This window comes from Ruegeria faecimaris (assembly GCF_900182615.1).
GTDB lineage: Bacteria > Pseudomonadota > Alphaproteobacteria > Rhodobacterales > Rhodobacteraceae > Ruegeria > Ruegeria faecimaris.
Genome location: NZ_FXTE01000001.1, coordinates 279,536 through 305,727, shown reverse-complemented (window position 1 = coordinate 305,727; position 26,192 = coordinate 279,536). Strand labels below are relative to the sequence as shown.

At 57.7% G+C, this 26,192-nt stretch carries 26 protein-coding genes; 15 read left to right on the top strand and 11 right to left on the bottom strand.

The features are described from left to right. The first annotated feature begins 94 nt into the window (after window positions 1-94). Window positions 95-646 carry a putative pterin-binding protein gene (locus FN806_RS01515; RefSeq protein ID WP_142633335.1) on the top strand — a complete coding sequence of 184 codons (552 nt, stop codon included), beginning with the start codon at window positions 95-97 and terminating at the stop codon, window positions 644-646. On the opposite strand, the gene FN806_RS01510 is transcribed toward FN806_RS01515, so the two are convergent. Then, window positions 628-1,800, bottom strand: a complete 1,173-nt coding sequence (locus tag FN806_RS01510) for a deoxyguanosinetriphosphate triphosphohydrolase (RefSeq protein WP_142633333.1) — start codon at window positions 1,798-1,800, stop codon at window positions 628-630. The two genes, FN806_RS01515 and FN806_RS01510, sit on opposite strands and share 19 nt — an antisense overlap. Before the next feature lie 76 nt (window positions 1,801-1,876). Here FN806_RS01510 and FN806_RS01505 point away from each other — a divergent pair, with 76 nt between their 5' ends. Both FN806_RS01505 and xth read left to right on the top strand, forming a co-directional pair. Next, window positions 1,877-2,200, top strand: a complete 324-nt coding sequence (locus FN806_RS01505; protein WP_142633331.1) for a HesB/IscA family protein — start codon at window positions 1,877-1,879, stop codon at window positions 2,198-2,200. Between the two features lie 282 nt (window positions 2,201-2,482). Next, window positions 2,483-3,262, top strand: a complete 780-nt coding sequence (gene xth / locus FN806_RS01500; protein WP_142633329.1) for an exodeoxyribonuclease III — start codon at window positions 2,483-2,485, stop codon at window positions 3,260-3,262. Between the two features lie 4 nt (window positions 3,263-3,266). Here xth and FN806_RS01495 read toward each other — a convergent pair whose 3' ends face one another. Both FN806_RS01495 and dksA read right to left on the bottom strand, forming a co-directional pair. Beyond that, window positions 3,267-4,418: an FAD-dependent monooxygenase gene (locus FN806_RS01495; protein WP_142633327.1), complete on the bottom strand. Its 1,152-nt coding sequence runs from the start codon at window positions 4,416-4,418 to the stop codon at window positions 3,267-3,269. A gap of 70 nt (window positions 4,419-4,488) precedes the next feature. Continuing rightward, window positions 4,489-4,911, bottom strand: a complete 423-nt coding sequence (gene dksA / locus FN806_RS01490) for an RNA polymerase-binding protein DksA (protein ID WP_142633326.1) — start codon at window positions 4,909-4,911, stop codon at window positions 4,489-4,491. Between the two features lie 373 nt (window positions 4,912-5,284). Between dksA and FN806_RS01485 the strand changes: the two genes are divergently transcribed. From FN806_RS01485 to FN806_RS01470, 5 genes are all read left to right on the top strand, one after another. Beyond that, the gene (locus tag FN806_RS01485; RefSeq protein ID WP_142633324.1) at window positions 5,285-6,130 is read left to right on the top strand and encodes an AAA family ATPase; all 846 of its coding nucleotides are present in this window, start codon (window positions 5,285-5,287) and stop codon (window positions 6,128-6,130) included. Between the two features lie 115 nt (window positions 6,131-6,245). Continuing rightward, entirely contained in the window at window positions 6,246-6,695 is a 450-nt protein-coding gene (locus FN806_RS01480; RefSeq protein WP_142633322.1) for a GNAT family N-acetyltransferase, read from the top strand. After that, complete coding sequence (locus tag FN806_RS01475) at window positions 6,692-8,044, top strand: DUF2927 domain-containing protein (protein ID WP_142633320.1); 1,353 nt, start codon at window positions 6,692-6,694, stop codon at window positions 8,042-8,044. The genes FN806_RS01480 and FN806_RS01475 overlap by 4 nt, the downstream gene beginning before the upstream one ends. Window positions 8,045-8,060: 16 nt before the next feature. After that, entirely contained in the window at window positions 8,061-8,231 is a 171-nt protein-coding gene (locus FN806_RS20365) for a hypothetical protein (RefSeq protein WP_185956603.1), read from the top strand. Between the two features lie 3 nt (window positions 8,232-8,234). Further along, entirely contained in the window at window positions 8,235-9,419 is a 1,185-nt protein-coding gene (locus FN806_RS01470; protein ID WP_142633318.1) for a vWA domain-containing protein, read from the top strand. A 36-nt stretch (window positions 9,420-9,455) separates the two neighbouring features. Here the strand turns inward: FN806_RS01470 and FN806_RS01465 are convergent, their stop codons facing one another. Next, window positions 9,456-10,940, bottom strand: a complete 1,485-nt coding sequence (locus FN806_RS01465; RefSeq protein WP_142633316.1) for an inorganic phosphate transporter — start codon at window positions 10,938-10,940, stop codon at window positions 9,456-9,458. Between the two features lie 171 nt (window positions 10,941-11,111). Between FN806_RS01465 and FN806_RS01460 the strand changes: the two genes are divergently transcribed. Further along, window positions 11,112-11,798: a M48 family metallopeptidase gene (locus tag FN806_RS01460; protein ID WP_142633315.1), complete on the top strand. Its 687-nt coding sequence runs from the start codon at window positions 11,112-11,114 to the stop codon at window positions 11,796-11,798. Window positions 11,799-11,869: 71 nt separating this feature from the next. Here the strand turns inward: FN806_RS01460 and FN806_RS01455 are convergent, their stop codons facing one another. Genes FN806_RS01455 through FN806_RS01440 form a run of 4 tightly spaced genes read right to left on the bottom strand, consistent with a single transcriptional unit; the run spans window position 11,870 to window position 16,698 of the window. Next, complete coding sequence (locus tag FN806_RS01455) at window positions 11,870-12,412, bottom strand: RSP_2648 family PIN domain-containing protein (protein ID WP_142633313.1); 543 nt, start codon at window positions 12,410-12,412, stop codon at window positions 11,870-11,872. Then, window positions 12,409-13,611: an RSP_2647 family RNA methyltransferase gene (locus tag FN806_RS01450; RefSeq protein ID WP_142633311.1), complete on the bottom strand. Its 1,203-nt coding sequence runs from the start codon at window positions 13,609-13,611 to the stop codon at window positions 12,409-12,411. Before FN806_RS01450 ends, FN806_RS01455 begins: the two co-directional genes overlap by 4 nt. A gap of 38 nt (window positions 13,612-13,649) precedes the next feature. Further along, a complete protein-coding gene (locus FN806_RS01445) occupies window positions 13,650-13,922 on the bottom strand; it encodes a hypothetical protein (RefSeq protein ID WP_142633309.1) in 273 nt (90 codons plus the stop codon). Further along, window positions 13,909-16,698, bottom strand: coding sequence for a [protein-PII] uridylyltransferase family protein (locus FN806_RS01440; protein ID WP_142633307.1), 2,790 nt, complete (start codon window positions 16,696-16,698; stop codon window positions 13,909-13,911). Before FN806_RS01440 ends, FN806_RS01445 begins: the two co-directional genes overlap by 14 nt. A gap of 282 nt (window positions 16,699-16,980) precedes the next feature. Between FN806_RS01440 and FN806_RS01435 the strand changes: the two genes are divergently transcribed. The 4 genes from FN806_RS01435 (at window position 16,981) to FN806_RS01420 (ending at window position 19,194) form a co-directional block, all read left to right on the top strand. Continuing rightward, complete coding sequence (locus FN806_RS01435; RefSeq protein WP_142633305.1) at window positions 16,981-17,403, top strand: DUF2852 domain-containing protein; 423 nt, start codon at window positions 16,981-16,983, stop codon at window positions 17,401-17,403. Window positions 17,404-17,466: 63 nt separating this feature from the next. Next, window positions 17,467-17,898, top strand: a complete 432-nt coding sequence (locus tag FN806_RS01430) for an RDD family protein (protein WP_142635100.1) — start codon at window positions 17,467-17,469, stop codon at window positions 17,896-17,898. Window positions 17,899-17,973: 75 nt separating this feature from the next. Then, on the top strand, window positions 17,974-18,798 hold the full coding sequence (locus FN806_RS01425; protein ID WP_142633303.1) for an arginyltransferase: 825 nt from the start codon (window positions 17,974-17,976) through the stop codon (window positions 18,796-18,798). A gap of 6 nt (window positions 18,799-18,804) precedes the next feature. Beyond that, window positions 18,805-19,194 carry a VOC family protein gene (locus tag FN806_RS01420; RefSeq protein WP_142633301.1) on the top strand — a complete coding sequence of 130 codons (390 nt, stop codon included), beginning with the start codon at window positions 18,805-18,807 and terminating at the stop codon, window positions 19,192-19,194. A gap of 135 nt (window positions 19,195-19,329) precedes the next feature. On the opposite strand, the gene FN806_RS01415 is transcribed toward FN806_RS01420, so the two are convergent. The 3 genes from FN806_RS01415 to FN806_RS01405 form a co-directional block, all read right to left on the bottom strand. Then, window positions 19,330-21,684: a TRAP transporter large permease gene (locus FN806_RS01415; protein WP_142633299.1), complete on the bottom strand. Its 2,355-nt coding sequence runs from the start codon at window positions 21,682-21,684 to the stop codon at window positions 19,330-19,332. 17 nt (window positions 21,685-21,701) lie between these two features. Continuing rightward, window positions 21,702-22,628: a TRAP transporter small permease subunit gene (locus tag FN806_RS01410; RefSeq protein ID WP_142633297.1), complete on the bottom strand. Its 927-nt coding sequence runs from the start codon at window positions 22,626-22,628 to the stop codon at window positions 21,702-21,704. A gap of 119 nt (window positions 22,629-22,747) precedes the next feature. After that, on the bottom strand, window positions 22,748-23,830 hold the full coding sequence (locus tag FN806_RS01405) for a TRAP transporter substrate-binding protein (RefSeq protein ID WP_142633295.1): 1,083 nt from the start codon (window positions 23,828-23,830) through the stop codon (window positions 22,748-22,750). 245 nt (window positions 23,831-24,075) lie between these two features. Between FN806_RS01405 and FN806_RS01400 the strand changes: the two genes are divergently transcribed. Together FN806_RS01400 and FN806_RS01395 are read left to right on the top strand one after the other, a co-directional pair. Further along, the gene (locus FN806_RS01400) at window positions 24,076-25,509 is read left to right on the top strand and encodes a cache domain-containing protein (RefSeq protein ID WP_142633292.1); all 1,434 of its coding nucleotides are present in this window, start codon (window positions 24,076-24,078) and stop codon (window positions 25,507-25,509) included. Next, window positions 25,506-26,153, top strand: coding sequence for a response regulator transcription factor (locus FN806_RS01395; RefSeq protein ID WP_142633290.1), 648 nt, complete (start codon window positions 25,506-25,508; stop codon window positions 26,151-26,153). The genes FN806_RS01400 and FN806_RS01395 overlap by 4 nt, the downstream gene beginning before the upstream one ends. The last annotated feature ends 39 nt before the right edge of the window (window positions 26,154-26,192 follow it).

Here is a 26,192-nt window from a genome sequence, read left to right as displayed (position 1 = left end):
CGGTGCAGCAAGGTCAATGGACGGCGCCAGAATGCGCTTGGAATAAGAGCCGCCGCCGCTAAGGTCGGTCATATCTATCTAAACGGAGATTCCTATGCGCCTTGCCCTGCCCCTGTGCCTGCTCTTGTCGACCGCCCTGCCCGCTTTTGCAGAAATGCCCGCCCCGCAAGGCCATGTGCTGGTCACCCTTGGCGGCGCGGTTGAGGAAACCAATCTGCCCGCGCGCGGCGAGAATGACGGCGGCTTGCTGGGATATCTGGAGGTCACCCATGACGGGGCAGCTGGCTTTGACGCGACATTGCTGGATAGTTTGGATCAGGTCGAGATCACAATTCCCTACGGCACCGAGGACAACCAGCGCGACATCACCTTTAGCGGCCCGCTTTTGTCGGATGTGATGGTCATAGCCGGTGCCGAAGGTAAGACGGCCAAGCCGATGGCAATGGACGGGTATCAGGCTGAAATCCCCTGGCAAAGCATCTCGACCTATCAGCCTATCCTCGCCACCCACGCCGACGGCGCCCCCATGGGGATCGGAGGGTATGGCCCAACGATGATCGTCTTCCCACCCACCGACGACGCTGAGGCGGCGCAGGATCAGACGGGCCAACAAGTCTGGGCTTTGGCCTATATCGGGGTCGAGTGATCCGCCGGTATCGGGCGGCCAGTCAGTCTGGCATGATCCTGTAGCGCAAACCTGTCGGTCATCCCAGCAATATAGTCCGATACGATCCGGGCTAAGGCAGTCTCATCCTCAGCCTCTTCAATGTCCGCGTGCCAGCGCGCGGGCATTTGCTTCGGATCGCCAAGGTAGATTGGAAACAAATCCTCGACCACTTTGCTGACCTCGGCGCGCACCGTCATCACCGACGGCGCCCTGTACATCCGCGAAAACAGGAAAGCGCGAATTTCCTTCAGTTGCGCCCAAAGGCCTGTTGAGAACTGAATGACCGGATAGCCAAGATGCCGGATCTCTTCGACGCTCTGGGCACCGGACCCTGCGATCAGAGCCCGAGACGTGTCGATCACGTCCGACACCATAACCCCAAACACCCGCCGCAATGCCTCATGCCGACGGCGATAGGGGTCGAGGCCCGGGTACTTGCGATCCACCTCCGCATAACAGTCGCCCACGATCGGCAGTCGCTGAATGTCCTCGTCGCTGAACAACTCCGCCCTCAGCCCGTCCAACAGGTCATGATTGTTATAGGCGATGTCGTCAGACAAGGCCGCCACCTGCGCCTCTGCGCTTGCGTGCGTGTACAGTTCCAGATCAAAAGCCGCATTGCATTCCGCCAGCGCCCAAGGCAAAGCCCCTTCTACCGGTCCATTGTGTTTTGCAATGCCTTCCAGGGTTTCCCACGTAAGGTTGCACCCATCGAACTCGGCATAATGACGCTCGAGCCGGGTGACGATCCGAATGGCCTGCGCGTTATGATCGAACCCGCCATACGGCTGCATGATCTCATGCAAGGCATCCTCGCCAGTATGTCCGAACGGCGTGTGGCCAAGATCATGGGCCAGGGCAACCGCTTCAGTCAGTTCTGGATTCAAACCCAAGGCCCCGGCAATCGTCCGCGCCACCTGCGCGACCTCAATCGAATGGGTCAACCGGGTCCGATAGCTATCCCCTTCGTGCTCAACAAAAACTTGGGTCTTGTGCTTGAGCCGCCGAAAGGCGCTGGCATGAATGATCCGGTCCCGGTCGCGCTGAAAGCATGACCGGAAACTGCTTTCTTCCTCTGGCACCAACCGCCCTCTTGCGCGGTCGGGATCCGAGGCAAAACCTGCTCTGTCCAACGGTCTTGTCCTTGTCGCCTGTCCTTGGGCTTTCTATATGGTAGAGTGGTTAAGAAATAAACCTTTGGAGTTTGGCATGAATCTGCCCCCGACAGTTACAGAACGCGCCTTTGACCGCCTTGCCGAGATCGGCGCGGCCGATCAGGGTCAAGCCCTGCGTGTCGCTGTCGAAGGCGGCGGGTGTTCGGGCTTTCAGTACGAAATTGCATTGGACAAACCCAAAGACGACGATTTGGTTCTTGAGGGTAAGGGGCAGAAAGTCATTGTCGACGCAATCTCACTGCCGTTTCTTGAAAATGCGGTGATTGATTTCACGCAAGAACTGATCGGCGCACGCTTTGTGATCGAAAACCCAAACGCCACCTCCTCCTGCGGCTGCGGCACTTCGTTTTCAATGTGATCACCCGTGGGGGTTTCACCCCCACACCTCCAATTTATTTCTAGCCAGATGAAGCAGGGATCCGCTCTCCGATTTCTAGACCGGAGAGCTTCACCTGGCGCGGTCATCGGCGCCTCCGCCTGTACCGCCAGCTGATTTTCGGAGATTCTGGTTAACGGTCCGTTTCTTCATCTGGCCAAAAATACCTCGGAGCGCGAGGCAGCGCCTCGCAAACCTGTTCTCCGCCTTGCCGTTGGGCCCGTTCTGGGCGATAGGTTGCCAAGGACTGTCGGAGGGTCGCGCATGAAAATCGCCACATTCAACATCAACGGCATCAAGGCGCGGGCCGAAGCATTGCCGCGTTGGCTGGATGATGCCCAGCCCGATGTTGTGCTACTGCAAGAGATCAAGTCAGTCGACGAAAACTTCCCCAGAGAGCTCTTTGAGGCGCGCGGTTACAACGTGGAAACCCACGGGCAGAAAAGTTTTAACGGCGTTGCCATTCTGTCGAAGCTTCCGCTTGAGGATGTCTCACGTGGGTTGCCCGGTGATAATGAGGACGAACAGGCCCGCTGGATCGAAGCAACGGTGGTCGGCAAACAGGCGCTGCGTATCTGCGGGCTTTATCTGCCGAACGGCAACCCCACCCCGGGGCCGAAATATGAGTATAAACTCGCCTGGATGGAACGGCTCTATCATCGGGCCCGCGATCTGATGAACGGTGAAGAGCCCGCGCTGATGGCAGGTGATTACAACATCATTCCCCAGGCCGAAGACGCAGCGCGTCCCGATGCCTGGCGCGAGGATGCATTGTTTCGCCCTGAAAGCCGGGCCGCATTTCGGAAAATTCTGAATCTCGGCTTCACCGAGGCCTTTCGCGCTGGCACGCAAGGTCCGGAACATTATTCATTCTGGGATTATCAAGCGGGTGCGTGGAACCGAAATGACGGGATTCGTATTGATCATTTCCTTCTGACCCCTCAGGCCGCTGACCTTTTGCGCGATTGCAAAATCGATTCCGAAATTCGGGGGCACGAAAAACCTTCAGATCATGTTCCGGTTTGGATAGATCTAGATCTGTAATCGGCTAAGCCGTGGCATCGAACTCATAGATCCAATCATATTTTCGGCCCAACCGCGATCCAACTGCCATCAACGCCAGTTGCGCCCCGACACGCATAGGGCCACGTAGATGGAAGTTGCGCGCGTTGGCTCCAGCGGCAGCGACCACCCGAGTTGCCCGCTGGCGACGGGTCGCTTCATAGGCGGCCAGTGCTTGCGAAACGCCGGATTGTTCTTCGAAAGACCGCCCCAGAGTCCAGGCATCTTCTAGTGCAAGGCAAGCACCTTGGGCCATGAAAGGCAGCGTTGGATGAGCTGCATCGCCCAAAAGCGCCACACGCCCATTCTGCCAGCATTCAGCAACAGGGCGCAGGAACAATGCCCAGATATTCGGGTCCTTAACCTCTTGCAAAATCTCTTTGACCAAGCCGCCAAAACCTGCAAATCGCGCCTTCAGCTCTTCGGGGTCACCGCGCAGACGCCAGCCTTCTTCCTGCCAGTCAGACCTCTCTTCGATTGCCACGATGTTCATCAGGGTCTGATCGCGCAAAGGATACGTCACTACATGCCGTCCCGGCCCCATGGTTAGCACAGCGCAAGGGTTCTTGTTGCGTCGGTCCCACGGAATCGTCGCGCGCCAGGCAACCTGATGTGTGAATTTCGGTGTTTCCCTGCCAGTCAGGTCAGCACGAATTGCACTTTGGCCGCCGTCCGCGGCGACTGCACAATCAACCCGAAATCTCGCCCCCGTATCGAGGGTAATTTCGGCCTCGGACGGGTGCTTTCGCACCCGTTCCACACGCGCACCAAGGTGAAACTCTACCCCTTTTTGAACCGCCGCTTTGTAGAGAAGATCAAGCAGGTCAGCGCGATGGTAATAATAGGTAGGCCCGGCAGAGGGTGGCACGATTTTGCAGACCAGCCGCCCTGCCCGGTAATCACGAAGGACCGTTCCATGGGACAAAAGCCCAGCCTCGGGCGTGTCCGCAACAACCTTCAGCGCACGCAGCACAGCCATCCCGTTGGCGCTGATCTGAAGGCCCGCGCCAACCTCGGTCAATTCTGGTGCCTGCTCAAACACGGTCACCACGGCGCCGCGCTGTCGCAAGGTCAAAGCAGCCGCGAGGCCGCCAATGCCACCTCCGACTATGCCGAATTTAGATCCGCTGATGTTCATGTCACCGGCTTAACGCAAAAACGCCGGAGCAAAAGGCCCCGGCGTCTATGTTATCAGATTTTCCCAGCGATCAATCGTCGCGGTGGACCTTTTCGCGACGCTCATGCCGTTCCTGCGCCTCAAGCGTCATGGTCGCGATTGGGCGCGCATCCAAACGTTTCAGCGAAATCGGATCACCGGTCATCTCGCAATAGCCGTACTCGCCTTCATCAATCCGGCGCATGGCAGAATCGATCTTGGCAACCAGCTTGCGCTGACGATCGCGGGTGCGCAGTTCCAGCGCGCGATCGGTTTCTTCGCTTGCGCGGTCAGCGACATCCGGAATGTTACGGGTGTTGTCCTGCAGCCCTTCGATCGTATCGCGGCTGCCAGCCATTAGTTCGTTTTTCCAATCCAGCAGCTTGCGACGAAAATACTCTAGCTGCCTGTCATTCATAAATGGTTCGTCTTCAGCTGGACGGTAATCTTCAGGCAGAAAAACTTCCTGCTTCATTTTTGCTCCCTCGGTGTGGCCTGCAACGCCGGTCACTCTCTCATTACCTGACATGCGGCAATCCCCTTCTGCGGAGCGTTTATCTGACAGCGCAGTAATTGTCACTATGCAAACGTCGCCCCGGCGCCGCGCCATTGCGCGTGATCTAAATACGTCCAACCAAACAACAAAACCTTGTTTTTCTGTGAAAATTAACTGACCATTTCAGGGCAACGCCAAAAAGACGGCACCGGATGTTAGCGCACGAATCAACCAAAAGCATTGTAGTTACTCGGCAATTTCCCTTCATGCGACGCAGCGACCTGGCTTGTCAAAATTTCTGCTGCGCGGTAACCCCAAGGGCGCATTTCGCGCGACACTTGATGAGGGGCCAATGACCGCACGTTTCCAAGGAACAGCCGAATACGTCGCCACAGACGATCTGACCATTGCGGTAAATGCCGCGGTGACGCTGGAACGTCCCTTGCTGGTCAAAGGTGAGCCGGGAACTGGCAAGACCGAGTTGGCCAAGCAGGTGGCCGGAGCGTTGGGGCTGCGGATGATAGAGTGGAACGTGAAATCCACCACCCGCGCGCAGCAGGGACTGTATGAATACGATGCCGTCAGTCGTCTGCGCGACAGCCAGTTGGGTGAAGAGCGCGTGCACGACGTGTCGAACTATATCCGCAAGGGTAAATTGTGGCAGGCCTTTGAAACCAATGAAAAGGTTGTGTTGTTGATCGACGAGATCGACAAGGCCGATATCGAGTTTCCGAACGATCTGCTGCAAGAGCTCGATAAGATGGAGTTCCACGTCTACGAGACCAGCGAAACGATCCGCGCCAAGAACCGTCCGATCGTCATCATCACATCGAACAATGAAAAGGAACTGCCCGACGCCTTCCTGCGCCGGTGTTTCTTTCACTATATCCGGTTCCCTGATGAGGCCACGATGCGCCGCATCGTCGAGGTCCATCATCCGGGCATCAAAGATGCACTTTTGACAACGGCTCTGACCCAGTTCTATGAGATTCGCGAAACTCAGGGCCTGAAGAAAAAGCCATCAACCTCAGAGGTGCTGGACTGGCTCAAGCTGCTGCTGGCCGAGGACCTGACCGCCGAAGACCTCAAGCGCGATGGCGCCAATGCCCTGCCCAAACTGCACGGTGCGCTGCTTAAGAATGAACAAGACGTGCACCTGTTCGAACGCCTGGCATTCATGGCCCGCAACAAACGCTGAGCCGGTAAACCCTCGGTGATCGCCGCTTGCCTTAGCAAGTCTCGGATGCAAGCATTGGTCTCAGGTTGCCCGGCTTGTCCGGGCAATTTACCATCAGACCCAACGGGACTCAGCAATGCCAGAAACAGTAACAATTCGAGCCTTGCATCCGACTGATCGCGAGGACTGGGCGGATATGTGGCGGGATTATCTGGCGTATTATGAAACGACGGTTCCGGATTCCGTCTATGACAGCACATTCTCGCGACTGCTGGGGGATGATCCGAACGATTTTTCTTGTTTCGTCGCGCAGGCCGACGGGGGGCTTGTGGGTTTGACCCACTTTCTGTTCCACCGCCATGCCTGGAAGGAAGAAAGTGTGTGCTACTTGCAGGACCTTTTCGCCCGCCCCGAGGCGCGCGGCATGGGGGTCGGTCGCGCTTTGATTCAGGCCGTTTACGAAGAAGCGGACCGGCAAGGTGAACCGTCTGTCTATTGGCTGACGCAGGATTTCAACCATACCGCGCGAAAGCTCTATGACAGGATTGGCAAACAGACACCTTTCATCAAGTATCAGCGCCCATGACGCGATGGGTCGCAATCTTGATCAGCTTTGTCCTGACCGCATGTGCCACGATTGAGCCTGCCGAAAGCCCACCCGAGATTGTGGACATCGAACCACCCCTGCCCCCTGCCAAGTCCTTTACGCGTGCATATCCCTCGCCTCCGGCGCGGTCGAATGAAAACATGGCAGCGGATTTCATCTCTCTGCATTTCGCACTGGAAGGGGGTACGGAACTGCCTGTTTTTACGCGGTTCGAAACCCCGATCACGGTGCGGTTGACCGGGGCTGCGACGGCCTCGCTTCAAAAGGATCTGGGCCGCCTGCTGACCCGTCTGCGCACCGAGGCCGGGATAGAAATCAAACAGATCAGGGACGGTCAGGCCAACATCACGATCGCGGCGGTCAGTCAAAAAGAGATTCAGGCCATCCTGCCTCAGGCTGCATGTTTCGTGGTGCCCAATGCCTCAAGCCTTGAGGAGTACCGCCGGGACCGGTTCAAACAGAAAAGCAGCTGGACCAAACTGAGCAGCCGTCAGCGACTGGGCATCTTCATTCCCGCTGATGCAAGTCCGCAGGAAAAACGTGACTGCCTGCACGAAGAGATCGCACAGGCGCTTGGCCCGCTGAATGACCTGTATCGCCTTCCGGACTCGGTATTCAACGATGACAATATCCACACGGTCCTGACCGGGTTCGACATGTTGATCCTGAAGGCCGCATATTCATCCCAACTGCACAGCGGTATGACACGTGAACAGGTCGAAACGGCCATACCCGAAATTCTCTCGCGTCTGAATCCGCGCGGTGATGCGGTGCCGGTACAGCCCATGTCGGAAACTCCACGAGCCTGGATTTCAGCAATTCAGAAATCCTTGCAATCCAGTCGCAGCCAGCAATCGCGCATGAGGCAGGCCCGCAAGGCAGCCCGAATTGGCAAGGAACAAGGTTGGACCGATCACCGGCGCGCTTACCCTCATTACCTGATGGGCCGCATGGAACAGTTCGATGATCCGCATGAAGCGTTGCGCCAATATGATATTGCCCTGCAGTTTCTGCGCGCTACACCGGGCACGGAATTGCATCGATCCTACATCACGACCCAACTGGGCGCCTTTGCGCTTTCGCAAGGCAATGGGCCAGAGTTCCTGCCCAAAATCGACGACGCTATTAACGTGATGACACGGGCTGAGAACGCCTCGCAGCTTGCAACGTTGTTGTTGCTGAAAGCCGAGGTCCTGAATGAAGTCGGCCGTTCCGCAGAGGCACGTTCCGTCAGACTGGACAGTCTGAGATGGGCACGATACGGCTTTGGCTCGGATGTAGTGGCCCGGTCGCTTATGCAGGACGTCGCAGAAGGACCAGTCAATTAACGGGGGCGATTAACGCATGATAGTGGTTCTGGGACTGGCGGTGCTGGGTGCGCTCCTTGGGGCGCTGACCGCGCGCAAACGCAACGGCAGCGGCGCCGATATCGCGCAATATGCAGCCGGATATGGAATCGCCTTTGCGCTGGTCGGGCTCATTCTGTCCTTGGTTCTGGTTCGCTTTGTGGTGTAGCCCATGTTTGTTCCCTTTTTCGAAAACCTTCGCAAAGCCGGTATCCCCGTATCTCTGCGGGAGTATCTGACCTTTCTGGAGGGTATGAAAAAGGGACTGGCAACCTATGATGTCGAGGCGTTCTATTACCTCGCCCGCGTGTCGATGGTGAAGGATGAACGCAATATCGACAAGTTCGACCGCGCTTTTGCCGCCAGCTTTGAAGGGCTGGAACAGATCGGGTTCGAACAGGTCCTCGAAGCCGTCGACATCCCTGCCGAATGGCTGGCGAAGATGGCGGAAAAGCACCTCAGCGAAGAGGAAAAAGCCGAGATCGAGGCCCTTGGCGGGTTCGACAAGCTGATGGAGACGCTGAAAGAGCGGCTCAAGGATCAACAAGGCCGCCACCAAGGTGGCAACAAGTGGATCGGTACGGCTGGAACGTCGCCCTTCGGAGCCTACGGGTACAACCCGGAAGGTGTGCGGATCGGCCAGAAGGAAAGCCGCCATCAGCGTGCGGTCAAGGTTTGGGACAAGCGCGAATTCAAGAACCTGGACGACACGATCGAGCTGGGCACGCGCAACATCAAGGTCGCGTTGAAGCGCCTGCGCCGCTGGGCCCGCGAGGGTGCGGCGGAAGAGCTTGATCTGGACGGCACCATCCGCGCCACAGCCGAGCATGGATATCTAGACGTCAAAACCCGGCCCGAACGGCACAATGCCGTCAAGGTGCTGTTGTTTCTGGACGTCGGAGGCTCAATGGACCCACATATCAAAGTGGTTGAAGAGCTGTTCTCGGCCGCAAGAACCGAATTCAAGCATCTGGAATATTACTACTTCCACAACTGCCTGTACGAAGGTGTCTGGCGTGACAACATCCGCCGCTGGGACCAGCAGACGCCGACCCATGAGGTGCTGCGCACCTATGGTCCAGATTACAAATGCATCTTCGTCGGCGACGCCTCGATGAGCCCTTACGAGGTCGCCTATCCCGGCGGTGCCAATGAACATTGGAACCAGGAGGCTGGCCAGATCTGGCTGCAGCGGGCACGCGACCAATGGGCATCGAACCTGTGGATCAACCCAGTGTCTGAGAAGTATTGGGAATATACCCACTCAATCGGAATGATCCGCGAGATTTTTCAGGATCGGATGGTGCCGATGACTCTGGCCGGGCTGGAAAAAGGAATGCGCGAGCTGACGCGATAACGCCAGCCCGCGGATCAGGTTCTGCCGAGGCCGGGATTACCCGGCGATGGCCTGAATGCCCAGAAACAGAACACCCGACAACACAGCCGCCGCGGGCACGGTAATAATCCAGGCTGCTATGATCGTCATAAAGTGCGAGCGGCGCACCAGCTTGCGCCGGCGGCGTTCTTCCGGTGCCAGAACCGTCCGCTCAGGCACTGTAATGCGGGCTTTACGCAGCCGTCTTTCAGCATCCCATTCCCGGAAGAAGCCGACGCCAAAGACGGCACCCACTGCAATATGGGTTGAGCTTACGGGAAGACCCAGCCAACTGGCCACGATAACGGTGATGGCTGCAGACAGCGCAACGCAATAGGCACGCATCGGGTTAAGTTTGGTTATTTGGCTGCCAACCATTCGGATCAGTTTTGGCCCAAACAGGAACAGGCCAAACGAAATGCCAAAGGCGCCGATGATCATGACCCAATAGGGAATACTGATCGCCTGGGTGAAATCACCTGAGGCAGAGGCTTGCACGATGGCCGCCAAAGGACCAACGGCATTGGCCACATCATTGGCCCCATGTGCAAAGCTGAGAAGTGCAGCGGACACGATCAGCGGAATGCCAAACAATATTTTGAGGGACTTGTTGCGGTTCTCCAGCCCTTCGGATTGACGCCGAATAACCGGAATCATCACGGCCCAGACCAACGCCCCGCAGACTGCCCCGATCAGCAGAGCAGTGCTCAGGTCGATCTTGACGATCTTCTTGATACCCTTCAGCGCCAGGTAGCTTGCAAACGCCCCCGCCATGATACCAACCAGCATCGGAACCCATTTCCGGGCCGCCGCGATCTTGTCGTCCTGATAGATGATCCTGGCCTTAATGAACCAAAGAAAACCAGCCGCCACCAGACCGCCAAGCATCGGCGAGATAACCCAGCTGGCCGCGATCTTGCTCATCGTCCCCCAGCTTACTGCGCCAAAACCGGCTGCGGCGATCCCCGCCCCCATGACGCCTCCGACAACCGAGTGGGTCGTGGACACGGGCGCTCCGACCCAGGTCGCCAGGTTGACCCAAAGCGCCGAAGACAACAAAGCCGCCATCATCGCCCAGATGAATACAGTCTGCGTTCCCATGCTTTCAGGAGCGATAATGCCCTTCGCGATCGTGGAAACAACGTCACCTCCAGCGATCAGCGCGCCTGCACTTTCGAATATGGCAGCAATCGCGATGGCGCCCCCCATGGTCAGCGCATTGGCCCCGACCGCCGGTCCCATATTGTTGGCAACATCATTGGCCCCGATATTCAGCGCCATATATGCCCCAAACATTGCCGCAAGTACTACGATCAGCGTGTTGTTGCCTTGTCCGAACAGGAAGGCTGCCACAAGACCTGCGACAACGATAAAAGAAAGCGCGATGCCAGACCCGACAAATGGGCGACCCACCTGGGAGGTTGCCACTTCTAGCCGAGAAAAGCGTCTAAGGTCGCGGTCAAGCGTTTCCAGGTGACGGGCTTCGTGGTCATTGTTGGACATTGTGTGTTCTCCGACGAGTTCCCGTGCGGATAAGGCGGCAAGCGGCGTTTTTCAACAGTTAGAATCCTAAAGAACCCAGTTTCCACTGCGTCATGGCAGCTAGGAAGCCTTTCAGGCCCACGGAAACGCTGATGCCTTGCCCTTGTGTCTGCTTATCCCCATATCAGAACCATGCTCCGAATTACTCCGATTCTTCTGGCGGTTCTGTATGCCGTGGTGATGTACCGGATCTCGGTCTGGCGCACCCATCGCGAGCTTGACCTGAAATCGACCGAACTGGCCGATCCCGCCCTCAAGCGTATGACTGACCGGCTGGCGGCGGCGCTGGGGATCGAGAGGGTTCCGGTCTATATATATGAAATCGACCCGGTGAACGGGCTTGCGGCGCCGGATGGACGAATATTCATCACACGCGGGTTTTATCGCAAGTTCCTCAATGGCGAGGTTTCCGCCGAAGAGATGGCGAGCGTCATCGCACATGAACTGGGGCATGTGGCCTTGGGTCATGCACGGCGACGGATGATTGATTTTTCTGGACAGAATGCGTTGCGGACAGCCTTGATGCTGCTTCTGAGCCGGTTCATCCCATTCATCGGTGCGATGATTGCAAACGCGCTGACTGCGCTTTTGGCGTCGCGCCTGTCACGTGGGGATGAATATGAAGCAGATGAATATGCCGCCGCCCTGCTAACCAAAGCCGGAATCGGCATCGGCCCGCAAAAGTCTCTGTTTCACAAGCTTGAGGATTTGACGCAGCAACGCGCGGGCGTTGTACCCGCCTGGTTGATGAGCCATCCCAAAACGGATGAGCGGATTGCGGCGCTGGAAGTGCTTGAGCAGCGTTGGGCGCGTGGCTGAGGCTCGGCGGCGAGAGGCCAGCCTCTCGCGCTCTCCGAGGTATTTTTGGCCAGATGAAACAGGGATCGCGCCTAGGTAGTCAGCGCTTTGCCCAGACGCGGCAGGCGGGCTTTTTTCATCAATCCACGCAAAGTCCATGTATCGCCTGACAGGCGGTTTGCTTCGGCCAGTACCTGCTGTGCAAGCTGGTCCAGCCCTTGCGGGTCGTTATACCAGAAACCATACAGCAGACTGTCAGGGTCACGCCGCTCAAGCCCTTCTTCTGCAAGAATATTTCTGGGGAAATCCTTGGCGTTGACCGTGACGATGGTATCCGCTGACGCGGCTACTGCAGTGGCCAAAACGTGGATATCAGCGGCGTCCGGCAGCCAGAGCCGAGCCTGCAGGCCATCATTGGCTGGGCGTTCTGCCTTGGGCCATTTGACCTGCGTCAGGGCAATCTCGGCACGGGCCTGCGCCTCGCCCTCGGGGCCCAGCTTGCGTGCAGCGCGGGCCCATTCCTCGAGGATGCGCGCCGACCATATAGGGGTGAAATGACCTAGTCGGGCGGTGCCCAACAGCATCTCACGCATCACCGTTGGATAGATGACGCAGGTATCGAGTACAGCCTTCATAACCGGTAGAACACGGCCTTCAGGTAACCGCTTTCAGCCAGCTGCGGCAGTTGCGGATGATCGGGCCCGGCAAAGCCCGTATGGATCAGTTGGGCTGAGCGCCCGGCGCGCCCGATGCCACGGGATGAGGCGTCGCGGAAGCGACCCAGATCAGCAGCGTGCGAGCAAGAGCATAAGCCCAGATATCCGCCCGGCTTGACCAGTGTGGCGGCCAATCGCGCAATGCGTTCATAGGCCCGCAGCCCTGCATCCAGCGCCTGCCTTGATGGTGCAAAGGCGGGAGGATCACAGATAACGACGTCGAATTTAGCGCCTTCGTCGTTCAACTGAGCCAACACATCAAAGGCATCGCCTTGGCGCGTGTCGAATTGATCGGCAAAGCCAGAAGCCTCGGCCCCTTTTGCGGCCAACTCCAATGCCGTGGCCGACCCGTCGACCGACAGCGCCTGTCCGGCGCCACCCGCCAGCATCGCCAACCCGAACCCTCCGACATGGCTGAAGACATCCAGTACCTGTGCCTTGGGTTGAACCAGCTGCGCAGCAAAGGCGTGATTGGGGCGTTGGTCATAGAACAGGCCGGTTTTCTGACCGCCCGCCAAATCCGCCATATAGGTTGCACCGTTCATCAACACGGGCAAAGGCGCATCTGGGACAGTGCCGCGCAAGGTCAGGTTGACATCATCCAACCCTTCCAGACCGCGTGTCCGGCCCGAGGCGTTTTTCAGCACGGTCGTCACGCCGGTCACGGCGGTCAGTGCATCGGTCAACATATCCAGATGCGCTTCGGCCCAGGCAGCGTTGGGCTGGATCACACACGCCTCACCGAACCGGTCAATGATGACACCCGGAAAGCCATCGGCCTCGGCATGGATCAGGCGGTAAAAGAGCGAGTCAAACAGGCGTTCGCGCATATCAAGCGCGCGGCGCAGACGGGTTTCGAACCAATCAGCCGTCAGCTCGGCGTCAGGATCGCGGTCCAGCACACGGCACATGATTTTCGATTCAGGATTGACCGCCACCAGCGCGATCGGCGCGCGATTTTCATCCTCGAGCACGGCCAGCGCGCCAGCAGGGATTTTGCGCGTGCGACGGTCGGTGACAATGTCATTGGCATAGACCCACGGGAAGCCATGGCGCAGGCCGCGCGCATTGGCTTTGGGTTTCAGGCGGATACGGGGACGGTCTGCAGTTTGGGTCATGGCGACCTCATAGTCGCGAACGCGCCGAGGGGAAAGCCCTAGCGGTTGCGAGACCGCCAACCACCGCGCCGTTTCGGCGCCTGAGCTGATTGCAACCCTTCGGTCAGCACCTGTGTCATTGGGTGATCGACCTCATCTTTGGCATAGCTGGCGTGCAGGTCAGACAGGGCTTGCCTCTGATCACGCCCCTCCGGAAGGCTTAACGCCCAGTCCAGAAAGATACTGCGACATTCGGGCAATGTGATGCCATCGATGCGATAGGCCTCGCGGATCAGGCCTTTGTGATCGTTCGGATCGTCATTGCGCGGCATCTTTATCCTCCTGAATCACGCGGCCGATAATTTCGGCGGCGATATCGTAGCTTTCCTGCAACGCGGCCTGCAACTGTTCTACCTGCTCATACCCGGTGGCCCGACACAGGAAGGCGGAACCGCCCTCTCCGATTTTATCGGCCTCGATAACCTTACCTGACAACAGTCGAGCTGCGCATTGCACAGACCAGCATAGATCGTAGCAATCCTTCAACGTTTGCGCCTGAGCGACATCCAAAAGCGCGGCTGCGACTGCACCGTCCAACCCGGCATGTACATCGCGCTTTGCAACACCGGACAGTAAAGCGCCTGTTTCGGCCATCAGCTCTATGTCCATCATGCGTCCGGCCCCATTCTTGGCATCCCAAATACCGGCGGGGGTTTTCGCGGCTGCCAGACGCGCGCGCATTTCGGCAACTTCGCGCAAAACCTGCGCCTGATCGCGGGGGCGCGAGACAAGCTGTGATCGAAAGCCCTCGATATCGTCGGCCAGTGAGGGCTCACCGGCGACGGGATTTGCGCGCGTCAGAGCAAGGTGTTCCCACACCCAGGCCTCATTCTGCTGATAGTTCGTGAAGCTGGCCCAACTGGTTGCCACCGGCCCCTGATTGCCCGAGGGGCGCAGCCGCATGTCGACCTCATAAAGTCGCCCCTGCGACATTGGGGCCGACAGCGCCGTGATCAGTGCCTGCGTGAACCGGGCATAGTAGGTCCGCGTGGCAAGAGGCCGTGGGCCCTCGGACATGTCCTGATCCAGCGGGTCGTAGATCACGATCACATCAAGGTCAGATTGCGAGTTGATCCGCCCTGCCCCCAGGGATCCCATGCCCAACACAGCGGCACCGCGACCAGGTGCGGGCCCGTGTTTGCTGGTGAACTGGTCCACAACACATGGCAGGATCGCAGCGATCACCGCGCTTGCAAGTTCGGCATATTGCTGCCCCGCCTGCACGCCGTCGATCAACCCGCGCAGATGGTGAACGCCGATCCGGAAATGCCATTCCTTGCACCAGCGCCGCGCCAGATCCAGTTGGCTTTCGTAGTCTTGTTCCTGCGACAGCTCTTGTTCCAGTTCGTCCTGGAGCACGGCTTGGCCCGGCCAGTCGTCAAAGAAGCTGCCGCCAATCACCGCATCAAAGACCGAGGCGTTGTGCGACAAATGCGCGGCCAATGCATGCGACGTGCCTACTATATCGACAAGCAGGTCGATAAGCTGCGGGTTGGCCTCGAACAGAGAAAACAGCTGCACGCCCGCAGGCAACCCGCGAAGGAACCCGTCCAGTGCCAGCAGCGCCTCATCCGGTTGGGCGGTTTTGGCAAGACGCGTCAGCAGCTCGGGTTTCAGCCGTTCGAAAATCCGCGCCCCGCGCTGAGAACGCAGTGATGGGTAGGTCGTCCAGCGCGCCAATATGCTTTCGTCAAATTCAACTTCTGGCAAAGGTGCACGGGCTGTCGGGCCGGGGGCGAAAAAACCTTCGGTCAACTCATGAACCTCGGTCAGTCGCCGTTTCAGATCCGCAGTCAGATCGGCGCTATCAATCCCCATCAGGCATGCAATCCGCTCAATCCCGTCCGAGGATTGCGGAATCTTATGGGTCTGCGCATCATGGATCATCTGAATGCGGTGTTCGACTTCGCGATGCGCGCGGTAGTGATCGGTAAGCTTTTCAGCCACGTCCTCGGGCACCCACCCTTTGCCGGCCAAAGCCGCCAAACCCGGTACAGTGCCACGCACGCGCAGGTCCGTATCGCGACCTCCGGCAATCAACTGTCGGGTCTGAGTGAAGAATTCAATCTCGCGTATCCCGCCTTGCCCTAGTTTCATATCATGACCCGGAATGGTGAGCGCACCGCCTGTCCCTTTGTTTTCGCGGATACGCAAGCGCATGTCATGGGCATCCTGAATAGCGGCGAAGTCCAGATGCCTTCGCCAGATGAAGGGGCGGAGCGTATCCAGGAAACGCTGCCCCGCAGCGATATCGCCAGCGCAGGGGCGCGCTTTGATATATGCGGCGCGCTCCCAAGTGCGGCCCAGACTTTCATAGTACCGTTCGGCAGCTTCCGCAGCCAGACAAACTGGCGTCACCGCAGGGTCAGGCCGCAGCCTTAGATCAGTGCGAAATACATATCCATCCGCTGTCTTGTCACTGAGTGTGGCGCAGAAATTCCGTGTCGCCCGGACCATCCCTTGCCGCGCTTCATAGAAATCGTCCGGATCATAGCGCGTTTCGTCAAACAAAACGATCAGGTCGATATCAGAGCTGTAGTTCAACTCATGCGCACCCATCTTGCCCATGGCCAATATGATCATTCCCGCGGCAGAGGCGACATCATCTTCGGTCATCCCCGGCAATTTACCTCGCCGGATCAAGGTTGCAATCTCGGCCTTGGCGGCAACATCAGCTACCATGGCCCCGAAATCGGTTAGTGCCCCTGTAACTTTTTCCAACGGCCACGCCCCTGCCAGATCCGCCAGGGCGGTCAACAGCGCCAAACGCCTCTTGGCCTGCCTCAGCCCCGGCCTGAGTTGATCCGAAGGCAAGGTCCTTGCGGTTTCCATAATGGATGCAAGTATCGCGTCCGGTTGTGCCAAAGCTTGCGGTAGCCAGTCGGCTTCCAGATCAATCAGGCCTTTGAGATAGGGGCTGGAGCCCGCAGCCCCTGCGATCAGTTCCCCCTGCTCAGGTGTAATGCCACCCACTGCTTCGCGCGCTTCGGAACCAAGTGAAGGATCAAAGGCGCGCGGTACACGGTTGACGGCAAGAAGTCCTGTCATTTCATCTCCGAAGACGTGGTTTTAGTATTTCTGTGGCCAAATTTCTAACCCGACATTGCAACAATCTGGCGCATAACTCAAAACAGCGCCGCAGCAGACAACCCAGTCAATGTTTGAAAGAAACCGTGGTGCGTTAGACTGAAATTGCGCTTGTTCAGATTTCAGGTCAACCATCCGAAATTCAGAAATGTAAATCATTTTCACATTGACCTCTTGTAACTGGGTTTGGTGCCCCCATCTATTCAATGTGAAAGCAATTTACATCTAACCCGGAGAGCACCAATGACCGCATTGACCGAACACGCCGTCCCTGAAAACCCGGGATGGCTCAGCCGCGCAGAAGCCTGGCTTGACGATAAAGGCAAAGGGGCCTGGATCGCTGCCATGGTCCTTGGCTTTATCTTTTTCTGGCCCGTCGGCCTGGCCCTTCTGGCCTACATGATCTGGAGCAAACGTATGTTCAACAAATCCTGCAGCCGTCGCAAATCCTGGCACAGCCACATGAGCGCAATGAAACCCTCGGGCAACAGCGCATTCGACGCCTACAAGTCCGACACTCTGGCTCGGCTGGAGCGTGAGCAACAGGAATTCGAAGCGTTCCTGCATCGCCTGCGCGAAGCGAAAGACAAGGCCGAATTCGACCAGTTCATGGATGAACGCGTCCGCGAGAACCGCGAAAGCGATGAAACCGGCGATAACGCCTGATCGACCTTGCCCTGTTCCGACAATCGGGACAGGGTATTTGAAACATCTACCGGAATGACCCGTATGCACTCCTTGCCAGACCCGAACCGACAGCCCGAGTTTTACCAGTCCGTCACGACCAAACGGTTCCTGGCCTGGCTGTTCGATATCGCCTTTATTTCGCTGCTTTGTACCGTCGCCATCGTCCTGACCCTCGGGCTAGGCGTACTGATACTCGCCCTGATTTATGCGGTGGTCAGTTTTGTCTATCGCGTCGTCACAATCGCCAACGGCTCGGCCACTCTGGGTATGCGTTTCATGGGGGTCGAACTGCGCGACGCTTTTGGTGAACGAATGGATACAGGTAAAGCGGTCGCACACACAGCCGGTTATTTTGTCAGCATGGCATTTCCGGTGCTGCAAATCATTTCAGTCATCATGATGCTGACCGGCGCGCGCGGCCAGGGCCTGACTGACACCCTTCTCGGAACTGTTATGATTAACCGTCGCGCTTAAAAGACTGTCGCGTGAATCACTTGGCGGCTCCGGGAACGGTTGTTATCATCGCGTTTCAGGAACCATAGGACATTCATGCGACACACGCTGCCAATCGCGCCGCAATTCTACGTTACGGCCCCTCAGCCTTGCCCTTATCTTGAGGGCAAGATGGAGCGTAAGCTGTTCACAGCGCTGCAGGGCGAGGGCGCAAATCAACTGAATGACTCCCTTTCCCAGCAAGGGTTTCGACGGTCTCAGAACGTCCTATACCGCCCTTCCTGCACCGATTGCGCCGCGTGTTTGTCCGCGCGGATTGACGTTTCGGCCTTTCAACCCAGCAAAAGCCAGAAACGCGCGGTCAGGCGGAACTCATATCTGCGACGCCGGGCGAATTCCCCATGGGCTACCGACGAACAGTATGACCTTTTCCGCACCTATCTTGATACCCGACATGCGGATGGCGGCATGGCGGATATGGACGTCTTCGAATTTGCAGCCATGATCGAAGAGACCCCCATACGCAGCCGAGTGGTCGAATATTCAGACCCGGAATCCGGCAATCTGATCGCAGTCAGTTTGACCGATGTCTTGGATGACGGGCTGAGCATGGTCTATTCATTCTATAGCCCGGAACAGCCTCAGAATTCACTGGGCACGTACATGATTTTGGATCACATCGACATCGCACGCGAGGCGGGTCTGCCCTATATTTATCTTGGCTACTGGGTGCCTGGCAGCCCGAAAATGGGATACAAATCCCGCTTTGCAGGGCTGGAAGTGTACAGTCAGGGCGAATGGAAACGGGTCAAGGATCCCTGTGACATTGCACATGACGGCCACCACCCGCTGTCCACCGCCCCCATCGCCGAACAGGTTGCCAGCATCCAACTGCCTGATCGTCACCCGACCAAAGGCTGAAACCTGATGCGACAAAGCCTCCACGCCGTTACGCTTGTCGTGCCGGATTACGATGATGCCATCGCCTTTTTCACGCATACACTCAGCTTTTCCCTGACGCAGGACATCGACTTGGGCGCTGGAAAAAGATGGGTCCGCGTAAGCCCACCCGGATCCACCGGGGGCTCACTTCTACTCGCCAGGGCCGCCGATGCAGATCAAAGAACCGCAATCGGCAACCAGACAGGTGGTCGGGTCGGCTTCTTTCTGGAAACAGACAATTTCGACCGCGACTATAAGGCCATGCTGGCCAAAGGCGTCCATTTCGAAGAAGCCCCGCGCCATGAACCTTATGGGACCGTAGCGGTCTGGCAGGACCCATTCGGCAACCGCTGGGATCTGATCCAATTCACCTGATCCTCATCTTCATCTGGCCCAAAATACCTCGGGGCTGAATTGGCCACAGGCCAAGAAGGGGCTGGCCCCTTTTACCTACCAACAAAGCAAAGGGGGCCAGCTGGCCCCCTTTTCATTTGAACACATGATCTTTGATCAATTCGGGATCAGATCCGGCACGATGGTCACAATCGCAGGGAAGAACCAAAGGATTCCGATACCGACCACCTGGATCAGCACAAACGGTACAATCCCACGATAGATGTGGCCGGTGGTCACTTCTTTCGGCGCGACCCCGCGCAGATAGAACAGCGCAAATCCAAAAGGTGGTGTCAGGAACGAGGTCTGCAGGTTCACCGCCACCATGATCGTCACCCATTTCGGATCAAAAGACCCGCCGTAGATTACCGGGCCTACAATCGGGATCACGATGTAGATGATTTCCAGGAAATCCAGTACGAACCCAAGGAAGAACAGCACCAGCATCACGATCAGGAAGACTGTGAATTCATTGTCAAAGCTCTTGAGGAACTGCTGGATATAGTGCTCACCGCCAAACGAGATCACCACAAGGTTCAGCAACTGAGACCCGATCAAGATGGTAAACACCATTGAGGTCACCTTGGCGGTCTCCCGCACCACCGGGGTCAGCACGCCGCTGGAATACAGAACCCAGCAGCCGAACAGCAAACCGAACAGGGCATACAGATAGGCCGCATAGGCTATGATGAAGGCAATCCAGGTTTCGGCCGAGGCGCTGCTCTGATTGATGCGCAGATCAAAATTGACCCCCATCAACAGGGCAATGACCACGGCGAAGGTGGCCCAGATGATGACCTTGCCAGACCGCTCCTGATCTTGCAGCTTTCGATAGGCCGCCAGCATGATCGCACCACCCGCGCCCAGTGCCGCCGCCGGGGTCGGGTTGGTCACCCCGCCCAGGATCGACCCCAGCACCGCGATGATCAGAACCAGCGGTGGAAAGACCACCCGGATCAGATCATTGGTGGCACAGCGCGCCGCAGCCTCTTTGCAGCCATAGATGGCCAAGGCAAAGGGCAACGCCAGCATCACAAAGGTCAACCCTGACGAGGTTGTTGGCGACACGAACAGAATATCGACAAGCAACATCAGGATCAGACCAATGGCCCCAAGGATCAGCGGCTGTGGCGACCGAGACGGCGCGATGCCCCGACCCATCACAATGGTCAGACCCAGCAACAGAACCATCACCGCAACACCCGTTCCAATCGGAGCGGCGTTGGCAATCTTCTCCTGCTGCGCGGTGGCAAGCTCTTCCTCGGTCAGACGAGTTGATTCTGCGGCACCACCTGCGTCATCAATGGCCGTTTGCTCGGCCACGGCCTGATCCCAAGCGGATTGACCATGCAGCTCGATCATCGAGGCTTTGCAGGTTTCGGAAACGTTGGTCCGCAGCGATGCGCCCTGCCCGATATCGGAGAAGGCCGAGACCGAGACGTTCTGGCTGCCGATGACCCCTAGATTGCCCAGCAGAACCGTACCCACGATCAACGCGACAGGTGCACCCAGCAACCAGGTGAAACCTTCTGAACGGGTAATGGGCTCTCCGCTGCCGCCGGTCATGGGCACCGCAGGCGCCTTATGCGGGTTGAGCAGCGCATAGCCAAAGGCATAAAGCGCATATAGCAGCGCCAGCATGATCCCTGGCAGCAAGGCGGCCTGGAACAAAGTACCAACCGATACGACCGCGGGCTCACCCAGATAGGTCAGTGCGTCCGTGCATCCTGCGTCAACCGCGCGGGTCTCTTGAGCCGTCGAATACAAGTCACCGGCCAGCGTTCCCAGCAGAACAATCACGATCGAGGGCGGGATGATCTGCCCCAGCGTACCTGAAGCCGCAATGACACCCGTCGCCAATTCAGGCGAATAGTTGTTGCGCAGCATGGTTGGCAGCGCCAGCAAGCCCATGGTTACAACGGTCGCGCCCACGATCCCGGTTGAGGCCGCAAGAAACGCCCCCACGACCACAATCGAGACGGCCAGACCACCCGGCAACGGTCCAAAGACGCGCGCCATTGTGGTCAGCAGATCATTGGCGATCTTCGACCGTTCAAGCGTGATGCCCATCAGCACGAACATCAAAACCGCCAGAAGGGTTTCGATAGACTGACCGGCCAGAACACGCTCGTTCATGCGGTTCACGATGAACGACACGTTGCGGTCCAGAGCGGTTTCCCAGCCCGAGACAAAAACAGGCTCGGCAATCCTTGGTAAGTCCGGGAAGCGGAACACTGATATGGTATCGGGTTTAACCCCGGTGCTGACCAGATCCCGATACGCCGCAGAGCCGGTGTCGATCGCCTGGTGAATCAGCAAACCTGCGCTGTCCAATGCGGCGATGATGCCGAATGAGATCACTCCTGCCCCGCCGATGGCGAAGGCCACCGGAAAACCGGATAGAATACCTCCGAAGAGGCAGAAAAATACGATAATGAGGCCTATCTCGACGCCATCAAGTCCGAATAGCATTGTCTGGTTCTCCGTCCCTAATGCGCGCCTTCGTAGGCTTCTTCACCCTCGCCAAGGCTGTCCTTGTCGAGGTATTTTCCAACACTTTCCGGGCCTTCCACATATTCCAGATACGAGCGGTACAGGAATGCAATCGCATGCAGGAACACCATCGCTGCGAAGGCGATCAGTAGGATCTTGAACAGGAAATAGCCGTTGAATCCGTTGGGGCTGAACCCGATGGTTTCCACGTTCCAGCGCAGCGCGCGGGACTTGGCCACCAGCCGGTCCAAAGTATCACTGGCCGAGGGCTTCGGCACGATCAGATGCCGCCACATGAAGTACCAGCCATACATCCAGGTCAGCACCGCCATCGGCATCATGAACAGTATGGCACCACACATGTCGACCACACGTTTGGCGCGGTGGCTGATGCCGGCATAGATCAGGTCAACGCGGACATGGCCGCCCTGTACAAAGGTGTAGGTGCAGCACAGGCACACGACCATGGCGTTATACAGTTTCAGCTCTTCCGCGAACCAGCTGATATCCATCTGAAACGGGATACCCAGCCCAAAGGACATATCCGGGCGCGTAAAGACCCGCTGCATGAACACGATGATGATCTGCTGAACCACCATCAAAAGGCCTGCCCAGGCGAAGAAACGCCCCGTCGTGTTGGCAAAGCCTTCAAGCCCGCGCACCATCGCCCACATGAAATTGCGGTAGTAAAGACCAATGGCCGTCAACACCAGAAACAGCGTGAAAACCACAAAGAAGAACTCGACCGACCCGCCGTAATAGACAAAGCGCATGACTGCTTCTTTGTCCGACCAGTCCAGCCAGAGTTGCGGATGCGTGATGGCGTATCCGAAATTAATGAAGGCTTCGGCAATGCTCTGAATGAACCATATCAGTCCATTCCACAGGGCGCCGAAGAACGAGATACCGTTTTCGTCCTGCATGTTGTCCCCAGGTCGCGTCAGTTGCACATTTGAGAGTTACAGTTTGTCTGACCGTCAGATGCGCAACGGGAAAGGCTCCCCCGACATCCGGGGGAACCGATTTCAAAGATCGAAGTGACTTAGCCGCGAACGCGGTCGCGCTGCGAGGTGTAGACACCCGACGACAGATTGTTCCAGGCCGAAGACGCGGCCATGGATTCCATCGCGCTGTCGTGGATGCGCTTGAACAGCTCGTCGCCCATGTTCTCGTCCAGGACTTCCTGGCTTGCGGCACCAAACGCGTCCCAAACGCTGTCCGGGAACTCCATGACCTTGACGCCACCAGCCTGCAGACGCTGCAGCGCCGCGCCGTTGTTGGCCAGGAATTGCGCCAGGTTCCACTGATGGCATTCACCTGCGGCGATCTCGATGATCTTCTGCTGCGAGGCAGACAGGCTGTCATAGACCTCGCGGTTGGTTGCCAGCGAAAGACCCGCACCCGGCTCATGGAAGCCCGCGGTGTAGTATGTCTTGGTGATTTCCTGGAAACCGGCTTTTTCGTCAGCCCACGGACCGATCCACTCGGTTCCGTCGATCGCGCCGGATGACAGCGCCTGATACACTTCGGAGCCCGGAATGTTCTGTACGGATGCGCCCAGTTTACCCAGAGCTTTACCGCCCAGCCCCGGCATGCGGAACTTCAGGCCGTTGAAATCTTCGGGGCTGTTGATCTCTTTCGAGTACCAGCCACCCGCCTGCGCACCGGTGTTACCAGCCAGGAAGGATTTAAGGCCAAAGATTTCGCCCAGCTCGTCATGCAGTTCCATACCACCGGCATGGTAGTACCAGTTCACCAGTTCCTGGGCGGTCATACCAAACGGAACAGCGGTAAAGAATGCATAGCCCGGATGCTGACCCACAAAATAGTAGTCTGCCGCGTGGTACATGTCGGCCTGACCGGATGATACCGCGTCAAACACTTCGAACGCGCCAACCAGCTCACCGGCTGCTTTGATCTCAACGTTCAGGTTGCCGTCCGACATGGTGGTGATGCTGTCGGCGCAACGCTGCGCGCTGTCGAACACACCTGCAAGGCCACGGCCCCAGGATGTGACCATGGTCAGCGTGCGCTTGCCCTGTGCATAGGCCGGTGCCGCCAGCGTGGTCGCTGCAGCAGCCGAGCCGCCCAGTGCGGATGTTTTCAGAAATGAACGACGGTCCATATGAGTGATCCTCCCCTTCATAATCATGACCCGGATTGTCCGGGCCTGTCGTATTCAACAGCGGCAAGACTAGTCACAAGGAAGTGAAAGGGAATACCTACTACTGCGTAGAAACGCGGCTTTCTGCGCGAATTGCACAGGCAATAACGGTCCAATCATAGCAAAACAGGGATTTTTGGTGCCGTTTTCCCGCCAGACGCCCAATCTTTTTGCAATTTTGCTGTGGCTTGCGTATCGATTCGTCCATGCAAAGACTTCGACAACTGGTCTCGTTGACCTATGCTCAAAAGCTGTCGCTGGTGGCGGCGATCCCGCTGGTCGTGGCGGTGGCCGCGATTGCGGTGATGGTTGCCTATGAGGCGCGCGCCACTGCCGAGCGCGAAATTGAAGCACTGGAACGCTCTTTGATTCAGGCCAAGAAGGAAGAGCTGCGCAACTATGTGACTCAGGCGCGCAATGGGTTTGCCTATATCTACGGGCGCGCGGCTCCGGATGACACCGCCGCCAAAACTCAGGTCGCGCAAATCCTGTCGGCCATGATCTATGGGCAGGACGGGTTCTTTTTCGTCTATGACTATGACGGCACCAATCTGGTCAGCCCCCGTCAGACTGAGTTCATCAACCGAAATTGGGAGGGTCTGACCGACAGCGACGGCACGCCGGTGGTGAATGAGTTCATTCGCCTTGCTCGTCAGGGTGCGGGTTGGCACAGCTTTATGTGGCAAAAGCCCTCGACCGGGGAAGAAGCGCAGATGATCGCCTATGTCGTCGGCCTTCAGGATTGGCGCTGGGTCGTGGGCACCGGGGTATTCATCGATGACATTGTTGCCGCAGTTGCCAGCGCACGGGCCGAGGTTGAAGCGCGCGTGCAGCGTACCTTCATGTATATCGGTGCCATTGTTCTGGCCGCTGTTCTGATTGTCTTTGCCTCAGGCATGTTGCTCAACATCCGCGAAAGACGTCTGGCCGATGCCAAGCTGAAACAGCTGACCCAACGGGTGTTCGACGCACAAGAGGAAGAGCGCGGCCGTGTGGCACGCGAGCTTCATGACGGGATCAGTCAGATCCTTGTGGGCGTGCGCTTTGCGTTGGACAACGCCCGCCGTCGCCTGTCGCGCGGCGATGATGTGGGCGCGCATGATCCACTGGACAAGGGGATCGAGCATCTGGGAACCGCCATCAGCGAGGTCCGCCGCATCAGTCGCGACTTGCGCCCCGGCGTGCTGGACGATTTGGGCCTCGGCCCCGCGCTTGAGGCTCTGACAGATGATTTCCGCGAGAGAACCGGGATCGAGACCGATTTCTCGACCGTTGTTTTCCGCAACCGGCTGGATCAGGATAGCAAGATCGCCCTCTATCGCATTGCCCAAGAGGCCCTGACCAATATCGAACGCCATTCCGGAGCCACCCATGTCACCATCGATCTGCGCGGGCACAAGAAAGGCGCAACCATGCGAATAACCGACAATGGCCGCGGTTTGCGCAACTCTCCGGGTCGGGGCAGTACCGGGATTGGGTTGCGCAACATGCAGGAACGGATCGAGCAACTTGACGGATCGCTGCGTATTCTGTCATCACGCGGCCACCGCAGCGGCACAGTGATCGAGGTCAGCCTGCCACTCAGCCACCTGTTGCCGCCGCAGGAAGACGCAACTCCGAACCGAAAGGCCGGTACATGAGCGACCAGACGATCCGGGTCCTGATTGTCGACGATCATCCAATGGTGGCCGAGGGGATCCAGTCGATCCTCGAAAGCTATGACGACATCACCGTGGTCGGGACACTCAGCAGCGGAAAGAAAGCGGTTGATCAGGTTGCGGATCTGAAGCCTGACGTCATCCTGATGGACCTGAACATGCCCGGGCTAAGCGGTCTGAGCGCAACCGAGATCATCCTTGAACGCATACCGGACACCTGCATTCTGATCCTGTCCATGCATGACAGCCCCGAATATATTTCGACTGCTCTCAGCCATGGTGCAAAAGGGTACGTGCTCAAGGACGTCCCAACGGATGAAATCAAAAAGGCCATCGATGCCGTCATGCGGGGTGAACAATACTTGTGCACGGGCGCAAGCGGTTCCCTCAAACCCAAAGGCGACACAACGCGCGAGGCTTTGACCGGGCGCGAGCAGACGATCTTGCTGGAGCTGGCACAAGGGAAATCGAACAAGGAAGTCGCCCAAACACTTGATATCTCAGTGCGAACGGTCGAAACCCATCGCAAGAACATCAAACGAAAATTGGGCATATCCTCAACTGCCGGCCTGACCCGCTATGCGCTGGAGCACGGCGTTCTACAGGGCACCAGCCCAGGGTTCTGATCCCGTAGCGCGGCACGCGCTGCTCGGCCTAGCCGCCGC